Source organism: Marinococcus sp. PL1-022 (genome assembly GCF_033845285.1).
Taxonomy (GTDB): domain Bacteria; phylum Bacillota; class Bacilli; order Bacillales; family Marinococcaceae; genus Marinococcus.
Map to the genome: position 1 here is coordinate 2717957 of NZ_JAWXCX010000001.1, position 15755 is coordinate 2733711.

General features: G+C 49.8%; 16 protein-coding genes. 3 read left to right on the plus strand and 13 right to left on the minus strand.

What is annotated here, in order from left to right; translation table 11 throughout:
• Nucleotides 1–28: 28 nt before the first annotated feature.
• The 4 genes from SIC45_RS13890 to SIC45_RS13905 all read right to left on the minus strand — a co-directional run bounded on the left by SIC45_RS13890 (nt 29) and on the right by SIC45_RS13905 (nt 4162).
• Nucleotides 29–808 (minus strand): CpsB/CapC family capsule biosynthesis tyrosine phosphatase, encoded by a 780-nt coding sequence (locus SIC45_RS13890; RefSeq protein WP_319632615.1) that lies wholly within the window; start codon nt 806–808, stop codon nt 29–31.
• Between the two features lie 204 nt (nt 809–1012).
• Nucleotides 1013–1969, minus strand: coding sequence for a peptidoglycan-binding protein (locus tag SIC45_RS13895; RefSeq protein ID WP_319632616.1), 957 nt, complete (start codon nt 1967–1969; stop codon nt 1013–1015).
• A gap of 397 nt (nt 1970–2366) precedes the next feature.
• Nucleotides 2367–3008 carry a hypothetical protein gene (locus SIC45_RS13900; protein ID WP_319632617.1) on the minus strand — a complete coding sequence of 214 codons (642 nt, stop codon included), beginning with the start codon at nt 3006–3008 and terminating at the stop codon, nt 2367–2369.
• 347 nt (nt 3009–3355) lie between these two features.
• Nucleotides 3356–4162 (minus strand): histidinol-phosphatase, encoded by an 807-nt coding sequence (locus SIC45_RS13905; RefSeq protein WP_319632974.1) that lies wholly within the window; start codon nt 4160–4162, stop codon nt 3356–3358.
• A gap of 231 nt (nt 4163–4393) precedes the next feature.
• On the opposite strand from SIC45_RS13905, the gene nagE reads away from it, so the two are divergent.
• Nucleotides 4394–5794, plus strand: a complete 1401-nt coding sequence (gene nagE, locus SIC45_RS13910; protein WP_319632618.1) for an N-acetylglucosamine-specific PTS transporter subunit IIBC — start codon at nt 4394–4396, stop codon at nt 5792–5794.
• Between the two features lie 85 nt (nt 5795–5879).
• Nucleotides 5880–6608, plus strand: coding sequence for an SIS domain-containing protein (locus tag SIC45_RS13915; RefSeq protein ID WP_319632975.1), 729 nt, complete (start codon nt 5880–5882; stop codon nt 6606–6608).
• Nucleotides 6609–6620: 12 nt separating this feature from the next.
• On the opposite strand, the gene SIC45_RS13920 is transcribed toward SIC45_RS13915, so the two are convergent.
• The 8 genes from SIC45_RS13920 to SIC45_RS13955 form a co-directional block, all read right to left on the minus strand.
• A complete protein-coding gene (locus SIC45_RS13920; RefSeq protein WP_319632619.1) occupies nt 6621–7985 on the minus strand; it encodes an MATE family efflux transporter in 1365 nt (454 codons plus the stop codon).
• Between the two features lie 92 nt (nt 7986–8077).
• Nucleotides 8078–8566, minus strand: coding sequence for a VOC family protein (locus tag SIC45_RS13925; protein WP_319632620.1), 489 nt, complete (start codon nt 8564–8566; stop codon nt 8078–8080).
• Between the two features lie 103 nt (nt 8567–8669).
• A complete protein-coding gene (locus SIC45_RS13930) occupies nt 8670–9128 on the minus strand; it encodes a flavin reductase family protein (protein WP_298786216.1) in 459 nt (152 codons plus the stop codon).
• A 93-nt stretch (nt 9129–9221) separates the two neighbouring features.
• The gene (locus SIC45_RS13935) at nt 9222–9944 is read right to left on the minus strand and encodes a GntR family transcriptional regulator (protein ID WP_319632621.1); all 723 of its coding nucleotides are present in this window, start codon (nt 9942–9944) and stop codon (nt 9222–9224) included.
• A 27-nt stretch (nt 9945–9971) separates the two neighbouring features.
• On the minus strand, nt 9972–10727 hold the full coding sequence (gene nagB, locus SIC45_RS13940) for a glucosamine-6-phosphate deaminase (protein WP_319632622.1): 756 nt from the start codon (nt 10725–10727) through the stop codon (nt 9972–9974).
• Nucleotides 10724–11929 (minus strand): N-acetylglucosamine-6-phosphate deacetylase, encoded by a 1206-nt coding sequence (nagA, locus tag SIC45_RS13945; RefSeq protein WP_319632623.1) that lies wholly within the window; start codon nt 11927–11929, stop codon nt 10724–10726. Before nagA ends, nagB begins: the two co-directional genes overlap by 4 nt.
• An 89-nt stretch (nt 11930–12018) precedes the next feature.
• Complete coding sequence (locus tag SIC45_RS13950) at nt 12019–12978, minus strand: D-glycerate dehydrogenase (RefSeq protein WP_319632624.1); 960 nt, start codon at nt 12976–12978, stop codon at nt 12019–12021.
• A gap of 547 nt (nt 12979–13525) precedes the next feature.
• Nucleotides 13526–14503: a D-glycerate dehydrogenase gene (locus SIC45_RS13955; RefSeq protein ID WP_319632625.1), complete on the minus strand. Its 978-nt coding sequence runs from the start codon at nt 14501–14503 to the stop codon at nt 13526–13528.
• A 105-nt stretch (nt 14504–14608) separates the two neighbouring features.
• On the opposite strand from SIC45_RS13955, the gene SIC45_RS13960 reads away from it, so the two are divergent.
• The gene (locus tag SIC45_RS13960; protein WP_298786233.1) at nt 14609–14797 is read left to right on the plus strand and encodes a CsbD family protein; all 189 of its coding nucleotides are present in this window, start codon (nt 14609–14611) and stop codon (nt 14795–14797) included.
• A gap of 40 nt (nt 14798–14837) precedes the next feature.
• On the opposite strand, the gene SIC45_RS13965 is transcribed toward SIC45_RS13960, so the two are convergent.
• Nucleotides 14838–15617, minus strand: coding sequence for a PAS domain-containing protein (locus SIC45_RS13965; RefSeq protein WP_319632626.1), 780 nt, complete (start codon nt 15615–15617; stop codon nt 14838–14840).
• Nucleotides 15618–15755 lie beyond the last annotated feature (138 nt).

Here is a 15755-nt window from a genome sequence, read left to right on the forward strand (position 1 = left end):
ACGGTGTCCTCGTTGAGGACACCGTTTTTTATTTGGCCTTGGAGCGGTTTGGCATAAACCACTTCCGCTTCTCTTTTAAGGGAGACGGTTCTTCGGTGCTGACATACCGGTTATTCAGTACGCAATCTGCATTGTCCTTCAGCATTTGGGCATACTCTCTGCCGGCAAGCTTTTCAATGCTGTCGAAAGCAGCTTCCATGGAAGGGTCCTCTACGGAATCAATGGTTACATTTGCCACAATATTTGCCCACCGGTGCTGAACCATTTTTTCAGCCAGATGCCTCCGCGGCTTTGGCGCATTTTTGCTGAGGCTTCCCGCGTTCACCTGTGCCAGTGATCCATTTTTAACCAATCGGTACAGCTCCTCTGGATGCTGCTGGAAGCCGGCATCCTTCTCCGGTTCTGCCAGGATCGGCATGTACCCTTCCATACGCAGTTCATGTAAATGCACATGCATCTGATGATAGGACAGCTCTTCGTTCCAGTCCACAAGCACGTACCGGCTTCCATTCAGCGTTAATGCCTCTTCCGTTTTTAATTCATTTACCAGTGTGCCCATCAGCCTTACGCACTGTCCTGGATGAATACGGACAGTGCCCAATTCACCGCGCCACTGCTTCTGAAACTGTTCAATTAAGAACGGAATCGTGTCTCCGGGATGTTTGTTGTTACCGTGCCATTGCTTTGGAGCAGCAATAATATCTGTCATTCCTGCCTGCTGGTACTCTGCGAGTAATTGCCTGACATTGTTCTCTTTCTCGGTCGTTTCGTCTTCATCATTTAAGATGTAGCTGTTAATGTCAATCAATTCTTCCACTCCTTTGGGCCGGCTCTAGGCCTTCATTATTTCTTCGGCATGGAAAACAGACTAAGTAATTTAAGTATAGCACACAACCCCTCAAACAAAGTAAAAATATCTTAGTTTCATATTCTCTGCCAAATACGACTTTTATCACAAAAAAGAGGCTGCAAGCAACTACTCTGCTTTCAGCCTCACGGATATTTATTTTATTTAGAAGCGGCCCGCACCAATATAACGGGATTTCCAGTAGGAGCTGTTCATGTCGGAAATAGTGACGCCTGTCGAGGCCCCGGCATGGAGAAACTTGCCGTTTCCAACGTAAAAGCCCATATGGGAAGGTCCGGTTCTTGTTTCGTAAAATACTACATCACCAACGCTCGGACTTGAAACTCTGGAGACCTGTGTCCACATCTGTGCGACCGTCCGCTTCGTTGTTACTCCGTGCTGCTTCATGACATACTGAACAAAGCCACTGCAGTCAAAGCCGCTTGGAGAAGTCCCGCCCCATACGTACGGAGTGCCCATATACTGCTTGCCTGTATTGACTACTGCTGACGAAGAACCTGTCGATACTCCGGCTACCGCACTGCCTGAATTTGAGGAAGAGTTTGAACTTCCCGACGAAGCTGTTATATTGCTGTTCAACGCCTTCCGGGTAACCGGACCGACAACTCCGTCCACTCCGATGCCAGCCGTACGCTGGAAGTTTTTTACGGCTGAATCCGTTACAGGACCGAACACTCCGTCCACAGAGCTGTTATAAAATCCTTTGCTTTTCAGTTTTCTCTGCAGACTGCTTACTTCACTCCCGCGATCGCCCTGGCGGAGACTTGAAGATACGCTCGAGCTTGAAGTATTCGAAGAGACAGTAGAGGAAGAGCTGCCGCCAAGGTTCATTTTACTGAACGTGATTGGCCCTGCGACACCGTCTACGCCGATACTCTTCGCACGCTGGAATGATTTCAGTGAACTCGCTGTTACCGGGCCGAATACGCCGTCAATGGATCCGGTGTGAAATCCTTCGCTTTGCAGATACTCCTGCAGTTCTTTTACATCGGAGTTCCGGTGGCCCACTTTTAATGTCTGGTCTCCGAGCGCTGCGTCTGCGACAGTCGGTGTGGCAAGAAGTCCTGCTGCAAGCGCAGCGCTGAATAAGAATTTTTTCATTATGTTTTCGTCTGTCAGGCCTCTTAATATCCGGAGTTTGTATGTTATGATTCTAAAGTTTCAGATAGAAGCATCTGAATAGAAATATATGTAATAAAAGGGATATTTTTTATTATTAAGAGTTTAAGACGATTACACCTCCTGTTATTTTATTTTTAAATTATTTAATATGTTTTTTCCGTTTTTATAAGCTACTCGTATTATATGTTGGCGGTTTAACTAATTCAATAGAACGAGCACTTTTGTTACACAAATGTAATTTTGCACATAAATCCGTAACTTTATTAGTGATATTGGACCTACGTAAAACTTTATACCCGTTATAATAGACTTATTAAATTGAAAATAGCTTCCTCCGCCGTAATGCAGGCGGAGGAAGCTATGCTTTATCTTTATATTACATCTGCAGTATTCTATGTTCTTTAATATAGTCGATGATCTCTTCAACGCTGATACCGTCTGCCAGAATATATCTGCTGCGCTGATGCACCTCCGGCTTCTCAAGAATATCAAGCTTTACACAATAGCGGAACAGAAGTGTTATAAACTGGCGCAGCGTCGAGGCCTGATAGGTGGATTTCTCTTTCAGGGAATCCCCGAAGGCTTCAAAGTAATCCTTGGAGGAAAAAGGAGACTTATTTTTCCAGGAAACCAGATTCTGCAAAAACGTTCTGAAAAAATCAACGCTTACAGCATATGTCTGTGGTGCTTTTTTAAATTTCAGCAGTCCTTCTTCTTCAATGTAGTATAAAAGGAGCGTTTCCCTGCCCCGTCCTGCAGAAATGCTGTTTCCGTTCACCCGGGGCTGCTCTCTGAAGGAGACTGTGGGAGCGGACAAGTCGACCAATCCGTTTTCTCCAGCACCTGCGGCCTCTACGGCGGTTCGCTCCGGGTAGCTGACGTCCTCCCCGGCGATAAAGGCCTCCATCCGATCGAGGTTACGCATATGGTGTACGGCCTGCTCGGCGCGGTCGTAGTTATGCTCCTGAATCGCCTCGTGCAGAATTTCCTGTAACTGTTCTTCATATTTTGCTGGCATTAAGGGTAAATCTCCTTTCTTCAGTGACGGGCTCCGTAATATTGATCGTTTTGCACCTGTATAGAAATTGATTCATTTTGCTGCACAAATACAAAAACAATTAAATATTTAAATTATACTTAATATATTTTTTCATATTGGCGCACCTGCGTCTATACCTTCCTGCTGTATAATTATAAATTTTACACGGATCCTCTTCTATCGTACTTTATTCTTCTATTACTTTCATCGGTCTTCATTCTCGATATTTACAGCTGCCTATATTAATTATTTTTATATGAATGTAAAAAGCCGGAAAAAAGCGTGAATACGCTCCTTTCCGGCTTATATATACAAAATTATGCACCTTACAGTTTAACGTCCACCGGACGGCGCTTCCGGAAAAACCTCCAGGAGCGGTAGCCGATCTGCTTCAGACGCTGCCGCACTTCTTCCAGATCGTCCCCGATCCTCTCCGGCACATGCGCATCGGAACCAAACGTCACAGGAACATTGTAATACAGGGCGCGTTCGAGCATATCGTCCGATGGGTACCAGCCCCCGCAGTATTTGGTCTTGCCGGAGGTGTTAATTTCAATGGCGGTCCCTTCTTCCCCGATTATCCGGAGAGTCTTCTCCACCTCCGGGGTCTCAATCTCTGCCGCATACGGAAAATAACCCTTCAGGGCATCGATGTGGCCCAGAATATCAAACATGCCGCTTTTGGCGGAAAGCGCAACCTGGCGGTAGTATTCCTCCTTTACCTGACGGATATCCGCATCATCCATGCCTTCCCATCTGGACGTTTCGAAAATGTTGACGCCGTTTACAAAATGAACCGAACCGATTACGTAATCCATCGGATATTTACCATACTGCTCCCGGTACGGTGCTTCCTGGTCCGGAAAATAGTCGGATTCCACACCGATCAGCACTTCAATATCGTTTATGTATTTTTCTTTCAGCTGCCGGATTTCTTCAATATAAGCCGGGAACTCCCCTTTTGCCATCGTAATGCGGGGATGCGGGCGCTCTTCGTCGCTTGCAAAGAACGGGGAATGATCGGAAATACCGATCACGTCGAGATTATTCCGGATCGCTGCCTGAATGTAGTCTTCAATTGTTCCTTCCGCATGGCCACAGCGATCGTGATGATTATGAAGGTCAAATTTCACTTTGATCACCTTTCTTTTTCTTTTTATCGTACCATCTTTGTGTTAAAAATCTATTGTAAAAATGGTATAGACATCTATATATAATATGTTACTATGTTTGTAAGCGTTACCTTATGGATGTCGTCAGATTCTTTAACAGAGTTTTTAAATTTTTAAGAAAATTGGTATAGACATCTATAACTAAAATAAGGTACATTTTCATCATACATTCTTTTAAAGGGGGATCTACTTATGCTTGGAAATCTTCAAATCATGGGCAAGTTCCAAAAGCTCGGGCGTTCATTGATGCTTCCGATCGCAGTCCTTCCGGCTGCTGCTCTTATACTGCGTTTCGGGCAGGAGGACCTGCTTGATATCGCCTTTGTTGCAAACGCCGGCCAGCTTATTTTCGACAACCTGGCACTGCTGTTTGCGGTAGGACTGGCGATTGGTTTTTCCAGGGACGGCAGCGGTGCCGCTGCACTTGCGGGCGTTGTCGGTTATTTAATTCTAACTGGAGGACTGGAAGGGATAAACGAAGATATTAACATGGGAGTATTCGGCGGCGTTATTGCAGGTATTACAGCCGGACTATTATATAACCGTTTTTATAACATTCAGCTGCCGCAGTTCCTCGGCTTCTTCGGAGGCAGGCGGTTCGTACCTATTATTACCGCCGTCACAATGCTTGTATTTGCTTTTATCTTCGGCTATGTTTGGCCTCCGGTTCAGACCGGAATTGATCAGGTTACCAGTGTTATTACAAATACAGGAGCTGCCGGGGCCGGATTGTACGGATTTTTGAACCGGCTTTTGATTCCCACCGGTCTTCATCATATTATCAACGTGTATATATGGTTTGATTTTGGTTCCTTTCAGGGCTATAACGGGGAAATCACCCGTTTCTTAAACGGTGACCCGGACGCTGGCGCCTATACAGCCGGATTCTTTCCAATCATGATGTTCGGCCTACCGGGCGCGTGTCTCGCTATGATTATGGCTGCGAAGCCGGCGCGCCGCAAAGAAGTGGCCGGCATGCTCGGCAGCCTGGCTCTAACTTCTTTTTTGACCGGCATTACAGAACCAATTGAATTTACATTCATGTTCCTTTCCCCACTGCTTTATGTCGTGCACGCACTTATGACCGGGCTTGCAATGATGGTAACATTCCAGTTGGGGATATTAGACGCCTTTGGTTTTTCCGCCGGCTTCATAGACTACCTGCTCAACTTCGGCATTGCGACCAAGCCTGTGCTGCTGCTCGGAGTCGGATTAATATTCGGTGTTCTTTACTTCGTGGTCTTCTCAGCGCTGATCCGGCTGCTGAATATAAAAACACCAGGCCGCGAGGATGAAGAAACGGTCACCACAGCCAATACGTTCAGCGGTGATGACAAATATGAATCCCTCGCCAAAAATTACGTGGCTGCCCTCGGCGGGTATTCCAATATTCAATCGATCGATAACTGCGTGACGAGGCTCCGGCTTCAGATGAATGATATGGATGAAGTCGATGAAGATGGGCTGAAGCAAAACGGGGCACGCGGCGTCGTAAAAGTAGATAAAACCAACCTGCAGGTCATTATTGGCACTGAGGTGGAGTTTGTCGCAGATGCCATGCGCTCCCAGCATCCTGATTCCAATGCAGAATAACCATTGCCCCCGCTTCAAAGGCGGGGGCTTTTTCTCTGTCAAAAAACAGGTATACTTTTAACGTGAAGAAAGGATGATATATATGATGATAGAGAACTATTTTTCCCAAATCCGCGAGCAGTTGAGCACTGTCGAAGCACAGGAATACAGCCAGATGGAGGCTTGCGCCAAAGCGATCGCCAACACGCTTACGCAGGATGGGGTCATTCACCTATTCGGATGCGGGCATTCGCACCTACTTTCACTTGAAGTCTACTACCGGGCCGGCGGCCTCGTGCCGCTCCGCCCTATTCTTCATGAACCGGTGATGCTTCATGAAGGGGCTCTGCGCTCCTCCAAGCTTGAGCGGACAAACAATTACGCCTCCACGTTTTTAGCGAACGAAAATATTCAGCCGGAGGACACTGTTATCGTTATTTCCACCTCCGGAAGAAACCCTGTACCCATCGATGTCGCCCTCCACGCCAAAAAAGCCGGCGCTGCGGTAGCCGGCCTGACATCAGTTGCTTATTCTTCGGGCCAGCCCTCCCGTCATAAGGACGGCTTCAGGCTGATGGATGTCGTCGATATCGTCCTCGATAACCATGCGCCGCCCGGCGACGCCCTGCTGACGCATCCGGATCTTACGACTCCTTTTGCCTCAAGCTCTACAGCAGTAGGAACCGCTATGCTGCAGGCAGCTATTGCCCGTGCAATCGAAATAACGGCGGACCGCGGAAAAACACCGCCTATTTTTGCGAGCGGCAATGCTGACGGCGGGGATGCCCAAAACGAACAGTGGCTGCAGAAATACCGGGACCGGCTTGGGTTTTAAAGACAGTCAGGGCTAAGGGACATTGAAGCCTCTTTCATGCCTTTTCACCACAATTTTCAGCCGGATGAAAAACCCGATGGCGGCACTTGTAAGCCCAACGGTGATACCGAGCCAGAGGCCAAACGGCCCGAGCGGCGTCGTGACCGCAAGCAGATACCCGGCCGGCAGACCGAGCGCCCAGTAGGAGACAAGTGCCGTGAAAAACGGAACGGTTACGTCTTTATAGCCCCGAAGCACGCCCTGAAGCGAGGCCTGGGCAGCATCTGAAATCTGATAGACGATCGCAAACAGGAAAAACTGGGCAGCAAGCTGCACTACTTCCTCATTGGTTGTGTAAATGTAGGCGATCGGCTCACGCAGGAGAAATATCCCTATGGAAGCGACGCCAAGTATGCCCATGGCTGAGGCTACCCCGAGGCGCGTATACGCTTTGGCCCCTTCAAGATAGCCGCCGCCGACTTCAAAGGCGACCACAATCGTCAGCGCAATGGAAATACTTAACGGCACCATAAATATCAGGGACGTGAAGCTGAGCGCCACCTGGTGGGCAGCGACCGTGACGGTGCTGAACAGCGACGCCATCAGAAGACTCACTGCCGAAAAAATACTCGATTCAAAAAACAGTGACATTCCCATCGGCACGCCGATCCGCAGCTGCTCCTTCCACACCTGCCAGGAAGGCCGGTACCAGTCCAGAAAGATACGGAACCGCCTCATCGATGGGATCCGGAACGTCATCAAAATGCTGAACGCAAAAATGATCCAATAGGAAATTGCCGTGGCGTATCCCGCGCCGATGCCGCCAAGCTCCGGAAAACCAAATTTCCCAAAAATTAATACGTAATTAAAGAACGCGTTAAACGGAAGCGTCCCGAGCATGATCACCATCGTAATCCGCGTATGACCCTGAGCATCAAAAAAGTTCCGTAGAACGATCGATAAGAAGAAAGGAATAATTCCAAAAGCGAGGCCGATTAAATAATGGGCCGCAATCCGTTCGACGCCAGGCTCGAGCGACATAAAAGAAAGAGCCGGGCTTAACGCCGCCGCTCCGAGCGTAATGACAAGCACCCCGAAAAGCACGCCCAGGTACAGTCCCTGCGTAATCGTGCCGGCAATTTTTCTTCCTTCCCCGGCCCCGAGCTGTTGGGAGACGATCGGTGTGATGGCGAGGAGGATGCCGTTCACCGCTGTAAATACCGGCATCCACAGATTCGCCCCGATCGCCACGCCCGCCAGGTCGTCTGTGCCCGCCCGTCCGGACATGATGGTGTCTATTAAATTCATGCCAAAATAGCTCAGCTGTGTGATCAAAATGGGTCCTAAAATAACCATAAACAGCCGCAGCTTTTCTTTAGTCGTTTCTGCGTGATACATATTCTGCCTCCTGCTGACATCCCGTCCGTTCTGTTCATCTGTATAGAATAACATCGATCAGCCAGAAAGGGCACCGTATTCATGCAGGCGGCTTACTCGCTGTCCATATTTCCATAGGTGACTTCCGTGCTGTGCGAATACAGCTCGATGATATTGCCGAACGGGTCCTCCATATACACAAGCCGGTACGGTTTTCCCTCCCGCGGTGTCCATATCCGGCTCCGCTGTTTTCCTCCCTCTGCTTCTATACGCGCAGCGGTTTCCCTGATATCAGCCACGAGCAGACAGAGGTGAAAAAATCGCTGCTGCCACGGCGGGCTCTCCTGCGGGGCAGGCCTGGGATCAACAAATTCAAACAGCTCAAGACCCACCTGGTTCGCTGTAGTCAGATGCGCGTTACGCATCTCTTTCACCTCTTCGCCGAGAAGATCCATCGTCATATTCGTGGAAGCATCGTCCGTCTCCTCAGCCTTCGCTGTAAACGGACCGGCCAGAAGCTCAAAATCTAGCACCCCCGTGTACCATTCGACAGCTGCGTCAATATCCGGCACGGTTAAACCGATATGGGTTATTCCAGTCATAATCTCCCTCCTTTGTCATACAAAAGCCGTTCCCATTATGGAAACGGCTTAACCCTGTACAAAAGGAACGTATAAGTGAAACATCCGGCCAAAAGCCGGAGAGTTATTCCATATAGCGGTATTTGCCTTCAAAATAAACGAGTGGTGCTTCATCCTGGACGGTTACGTTTTCCACGGAACCGATAAACAGCGTATGGTCTCCAGCATCGACTTCGTTATATTTCGTGCAGGCAAGCTGTGTGATGGCCCCTTCAATGACCGGGCGGTCTTCAAACCGCTCAAAGCTCACTTCTGCGTCATCTTCGGACTGGCGGGCAAAGTAGCGCGACACTGCCTCCTGGCCGTTCCCGAGAACGCTGATGGCAAACTGGTCCGACTCCTGCATATATTCGTGCATCGATGCCGTTTTCGAAACGGAAATGAGGATCAGCTTCGGCTCAAGTGAAACAGACATGAACGCGTTGGCCGTCATGCCGTGAACTGTCCCTTCATGCTCCGTCGTAAGTACCGTAACACCGGTCGTGAATTTTCCCATGGCTGCTTTAAACAATCGATCATCCATCTGTGCGGCCTCCCTCATTATCAGCTAATCGTTATCCTGCGAGCATTTTAACGTATATCAGCCCAGAAAACCAGGAAAGCTGCTTCGGCGCCCTTACCGCGGCATATGGATTCGGAATTTGTACCGATCCCCGCGGTAGGAGGAAATAACGTGTTCAAACGGTTCTCCGTCCGCAGTATAGGTAGTCCGGGAAATTAACAGAACCGGGGCTCCCGGGATGATGCCAAGAAGCTCTGCCTCGCGCTCCGAAGCAAGGGAGGCCTCCAGGGATTGGTCGGCGGATCCGATCGTGATGCCGTAATCCTGCTCGAGCCGGTTATAAATAGAGCCTGACGCCGCTTCTTCTCCAAGACCTGGAAACATATCTGCATGCAGATATGAATTTTCAAGCGCCATCGGCTTATGGTCCGCGAGCCTAAGCCGCTCCATCCGGTAGACCGAGCCGCCCTTCAGCTGAAGCAGCCTGGCAGTTGCTGCGTCCGCTTCCTCCATTTGAAACAGCTGCAGCTCGCTGCTTGCTTTCATGCCGCGCGCCTTCATATCTTCGGTAAAGCTTGTAAGGCCCTGGAGCATCTGTTCAATTTTAGGTTCAGCTACAAACGTTCCTTTGCCTTTTTCCCTCGTCAGCAGCTGTTCGCTTACAAGCTCTGTAACCGCCTGGCGGACTGTCATGCGGCTTACATCAAATTCTTCAGCAAAAATACGCTCGGATGGAAGCATATAGCCCGGAGGCCATTCGCCGCTCTCAAGCTTTTCGCGGATCATTTCCTGTATTTGATAATAAATGGGCAGCGGGGATTTTTTGTTAATTTTCATATACGGCATCCTCCCGTTTTCGCGTTTTCACCCGGCAAAGTGCTTCATCACTTCTGCAGGCACCTCCGACAGCGCTTCGTTATCAGCAATCACCGTTACGCTGGAGTGTTTTTTCAGTACGGAAGCCGGAAAGTCTTCCTGCACCTCTCCTTCAAGCAGACGAAGAAGTGCTTCCTTTTTACGTTTGCCAAATACAAGCAAAAGAATTTCACGGCTTTCCATAATGGTTTCAATTCCCATCGTTACTGCCTGCTTCGGCACGTCTTCGATACGCTCAAAATACCTGGAGTTGGCTTCTCTGGTTGACGGCTTCAATTGTATCACATGCGTCCGGCTCGAAAAGGAAGTGCCGGGTTCATTAAACCCGATGTGCCCGTTTTCGCCAATGCCGAGCAGCTGCATATCAATACCGCCGGCTTCTGCAATTTGCTTTTCGTAGCGCCGGCATTCCTGCTCCAGGTCATCGGCTGTCCCGTCCGGAAGATGCGTCTGTTCCGGACGCAGCTGCAGCGGCTGAAAGACTTTGTGCTGCATGTACGCGTGATAGCTTTGCGGATGGTCTTTCGGCATGCCGGCATATTCATCAAGATTAAAGGTCGTAACGAGGGAAAGGTCCAGGCCCCCGCGGTCATAGATATTCTTCAGCTGCTGGTACGTGCCCTCCGGTGTGCCTCCGGTAGCAAGACCGAGCACACTGTCCGGCTTCTGCTGCACCTTTTTGGCGATCATTTCCGCCGCATGCACATTCAATGCTTCTCTGTCAGTCACGCGGATAAGCTTCACGGCTTCACTTCCCCTCTCTTTTCAGGCACCGCAGCGCTCCCGCAGCACCACACCTTCTGTATATGCATACTGTCGTCCATCCAGACAATATCGGCGTCTTTACCGGCCTGAATGCTGCCTTTTCGCTCTGCAACCCCTATTTCATGAGCTGCGTTCCATGAGGTCATGCGCACTGCTTCCTCGCGGCTGCAGCCTGTAAACGCCTGAATATTGCGGAAGCCCTGATCCATAGCGAGCATGCTGCCGGCAATCGTGCCGTCTGCCAGATACGGCTTGTCTCCAGCTACCGTTACCTGCTGGCCACCGAGATCATACGTACCATCAGGCAGATTTTTGGCCCGCAGGGAATCCGTAATGACGCAGATTCGGCCCGCCCCGGCTGCCTGGTAGGCAAGCCGGACCATGTCCGGATGGCTGTGAACACCGTCTGCGATAATTTCAATTGTAAGACCCGGGTTTAACAATGCTGCGGCAGCAATGCCGGGCTCCCGATGATGCAGCCCGCTCATGCCGTTGTACAGATGGGTAATATGCGAAAGACCGTTCTCTGCCGCCTCGTCTACAAGCGCTTTGGAGGCATTCGAATGTGCTGCGGACGCGACGACGCCGATGCTCTGCAGGTGGCTGGTGAGCGTAAAGCCCGGATCATGCTCCGGAGCCAGTGAGACAATCCGGATCGCGTTGCCGGAAGCACGGCGCCATGCTTCGAATAAATCCACCGAGGCTGGAACCATAAATTCAGCCGGCTGGGCCCCTGCCTTGGAAGGTTCAAAAAACGGGCCTTCCACGTGTGCACCTGCAATTTCCGCCTGGCCGTCCGCCGGCATGGTTTGCCGGTGGTCAGCGACCGCCTCCAGGGCTCTTGTAATATCCTCGTTCTTCTGGGTAATCGTAGTGGGAAGAAATGTCGTGGTGCCTTCAGCCGGCAGCGCCCGGGCCATCGTTTCCAGTGCCTGTGTGCTGCCGTCCATCGCATCCGCTCCCTGGACGCCGTGAATATGCATATCAATCATTCCCGGTATAAAGAAGCCCCGGGAGCCGTCCACCATAACTGCACCGCGGCGTGTTTCCTCCGGAACCTCCTGCAGGCGCTCCATGCTTCCTGTCTGTTGGACTGCCTGCCCGCGGATCCAGATGAACTGCCCGGTTGAGGTATGATCTGCGTTTACAATAGTCGCTGAATATATAATAGTATCTTCCACTACGAGTCCCCTCCTTTTCTATATCGTACCAGTATAAAATATAGTTGTCTATACCAATTATGCTAAAAAAACAGGATAGCTTTTCTGTTTTAAAGCTGATCCTGAGGCTCCTGGCCATTTAACACCTGCAGCACATTTTCCGCCGCCCGCAGCGACATATTGTTTTCATTTTTTTCTGTAAAGGAGCCGATATGCGGAAGCGTCACCACGTGTGGAAACGCCAGCAGCGGATGGTCGGCAGGCACCGGTTCCTCCGAAAATACATCCAGACCGGCACTCCGTATCCACCGGTCCCGCAGCGCTTTGACAAGTGCCTCTTCATCCACAACGCCTCCCCGCGACCCGTTAATAAATACAGCAGACGACTTCATCCGGCGAAACGCTGCTTCGTCCATTAAATGGTGCGTTTCCTTTGTGAGCGGCGTCATCGTACAGACAAAATCCGACTGCTCGAGCAGCGGTTCAAGCGCTGTCCACCTTGCCCCGTATTTTTCCTCCGCCTCGCGCTTTCGCGAACGGTTATAATATAAAACGTCCATGTCAAAGCCAAAGCGGGCCCGTTTGGCAATCGCTTCCCCGATCCGGCCCATGCCGATAATACCGAGCGTCCGGTGGTGCACATCCACCCCGAAATAATCATCCGGGAGCGTGTTCTGCCATTTTCCGTCTTTCACGTAGCGGTCGGTTTCCGGAATACGTCTGGCCGCCGCCAGCAGCAGACCGAAAATAGCATCTGCGGTCGTGTCGTTTAACACCTCCGGCGTATTGGAAGCATACACCTCCCGGGCTTTTAAAGCCTCCAGGTCCAGATTATCGTAGCCAACAGAAACGTTGGCGGCAATACGGAGATGAGGAGCCTGCTCCAGAAACGCTGCATCGATTTCATATTCGATACCAATAATGGCTTCAGCCTCCGCCATCGTTTTGCGGAACGCCGGATCTTCGAGCGTTTCGCTTCGTTCAAAATACCGGACCTCACACTTTTCTGCCAATTTTTCACGGGCCTCTCTGCTCACCCGGTTGTAGGCAGCGACTAATGGTTTTCCCATACATAGTCTCCTTTCGCTCCATTTTCAGTGATTTTCACCGTTTGTTCAGTGATAGCTGCCTTATACACTCATTTTCTTTAAAAACGATGTTTTATCTTCGTTTTAACCTGGGAATAGCCCCTGTACAATATTCAAAGGAAAGGGGCATTTTCATGTTATTTATTGAAGCCCGCAAACGCATGCAGGAAGACGCTGTCAAAAACGGAGAACAGCAGGTAAAACAACCAAAGCACGCCGCGAAGCGGAAATTCCGTAAGCACAAAAGCAGCTGAAGCCGAACTTCATGATTACAACGTCCTTCAACAGGGTATTCGTTAAATAAGAATTTGAAGATGGAGGACGTTAAACTACTATGAGAAAATTAATTAAAATGGCTGTCAAAGTTGGACCTTTTGTTTATCCGTATGTACGAAAATGGTGGAAAAACCGCAAACAAAAGCGCTGAAGGTATAAAGCGCTCAAATAAACGCTGAAAAAGACAGCCGTTCTCGCATAAAGAGGGCGGTTCTTCTTATGTCCAAAAAACCGCCTCATCCATGTTCGACGCCTACTCTCTGCCTTTGCCCCAAACCTTTTTGTTGACAAGCGCTTCCGGTTTTTCTCCCGCCAGAGCCTTTACACACTGCCCGGCGGCCTCCATATACATTGCTTCCCGGGTTTCGGTCGTCCCGGTGCCGATATGAGGAAGCAGTGTCACTTCAGGCATCGTGAAAAACGGATGGTCCGAGGGGAGCGGTTCCTCTTCAAATACATCGAGGCCTGCCGCGAAAATCTCTTTTTCCTGAAGGGCGGTGATCAGTGCCTGCTCATCGACGACAGACCCGCGCCCACCGTTTAGAAATACCGCTGTTGATTTCATTTTCCGGAAGGCCTCTGCGCCGATCATATGCTTTGTTTCACTAGTTAATGGCAGCAGTACCATTACCATATCTGACGAAGCGAGCAGATCACCTAGCTGTTCATAGACGGCCCCGGTTTCTTTTTCTGCCTCTTCGTGCCGGGAACGGTTATAGTAGCTGACCTCCATCCGGAAGCCTTCCTTTGCCCGGCGGGCGATTTCTTTTCCTATGCCGCCCATGCCAATGATGCCGAGCTTTTTATGATGAACGTTCAGGCCGAACCACTCCTTTGGCGCGTTCCGGTCCCATTGTCCATTTTTCACAAGTTCATGCATCTCCATCAGACGCCGGGAAGCGCCGATCATCAGCCCAAACATCGTGTCTGCCATCGTATCAACGACCGCCGATGGAGTATTTGTGACCACAATGCCCTCCTCTGTAAGCAGGTCTACATCGAGGTTGTCCACCCCGGCTGAAGCATTACTTACTACCCGAAGCTCCGGTGCCTGGTCCAGCAGCTCCTGATTCACCGGGAGACCCGCTCCGATAAGCGCCTCCGCTTTCGGCAGCATTTCCATGAATTTTTCCCGTTCTTTGTTCGGGCGGATCACATGAAGCTCTGCATTTTCTTCCAGGTACTTCCGGACGTGCTCCGGGGGATTCGTATAGGCAATAATAACAGACATACAGGCATGCTCCTTTGCGTACGTATTTTTGTTGAATCATTTGTTTTATCCCAGGCTTCACCGGGAATGATTCCAGTAGGAACCTAAAACAGGAGGTATTCATTTATGGCAGATAAAAAAGGCTTCAGCGATAAAGTAAAGGGCGCTGTCAATAAAGTAAAAGGCGAAGCAAAGGATCAGGCAGGCAATGCCAAGGACGATCCGAAAATGCAGCGTGACGCCAAGAAGGATAAAGTAAAAGGCGAAGTGCAGAACAAAGCCGGCGACGCCAAAAGGCAGGACGAGGAAAAATAAGCAGCATTGGTGAAGCCGGAATCCTTAGCATTCCGGCTTTTTACGATATTCCGAGCTCTTGGAGCATTTCCTTCACCGTAGCTGCGGTCCGCAGATAGGAAAGCGAAATGTTCTGCGACGTAAACGCCATCGAAAGCTCCGGTCTGATGCCGGTTACAATCAGCTCCGAGCCAAGCAGGCGGAGAAGATGATGCAGATTCATAATGCCGTCGGCCACCTGTTCGTCATACTCGTCCATGCCGGAAAGATCAAGAATCAGCTTTTCATAATGAATATTTCCGTATGCTTCGGAAATTTTATGAAAAATCATTTCAAACCGTTCATAGGATAAATCCCCGACCACCGGAAGCACAGATATTTTCTCTGTGATTGGCACAATTGGTGTTGAAAGCCGGTCCACCTGGCGTTCGCTTTTGTCCAGATCGTCTTCGTATTTTTTCTGACGGGTAATGTCGCGCTGAACGCCAAGAAAATACAGGCGGCTTTCCATATAAATGGGCTCAATGTAAATTTCATTCCAGAACGGCGTGCCGTCCTTCTTAAAATTTTCGAGCTCCAGGACGCATTCCTCCCGGGCAGCCACCGCCCGTTTCATATTTTCTATTGCCTGCTCGTTTCTATTTTCCCCCTGGAGAAACCGACAGTTATGCCCTACGCTTTCTTCATACGTATAGCCGGTAACATCAGTGAAACCCCGGTTTACATAAACAATGGGGTTATCCTCCTTGTTCGGGTCTGTGATAACAAGCCCGACCTTCGAATGATCGATCGCTTTTAAAATTAACGAGTCTGTCAAAATATCATCGTTAAACTCATCCATGAGGCGTGCAATCCTTTCCTAATCCAATTGTTTATTATGTACCTCATATCTGCTATTCCTTTTTTCTGCTGCGCTGTAAACTTCCATTTTTTTCTCCCGGGTACATTCCTTTTCCATTATAATAGAGAGACGATTTTA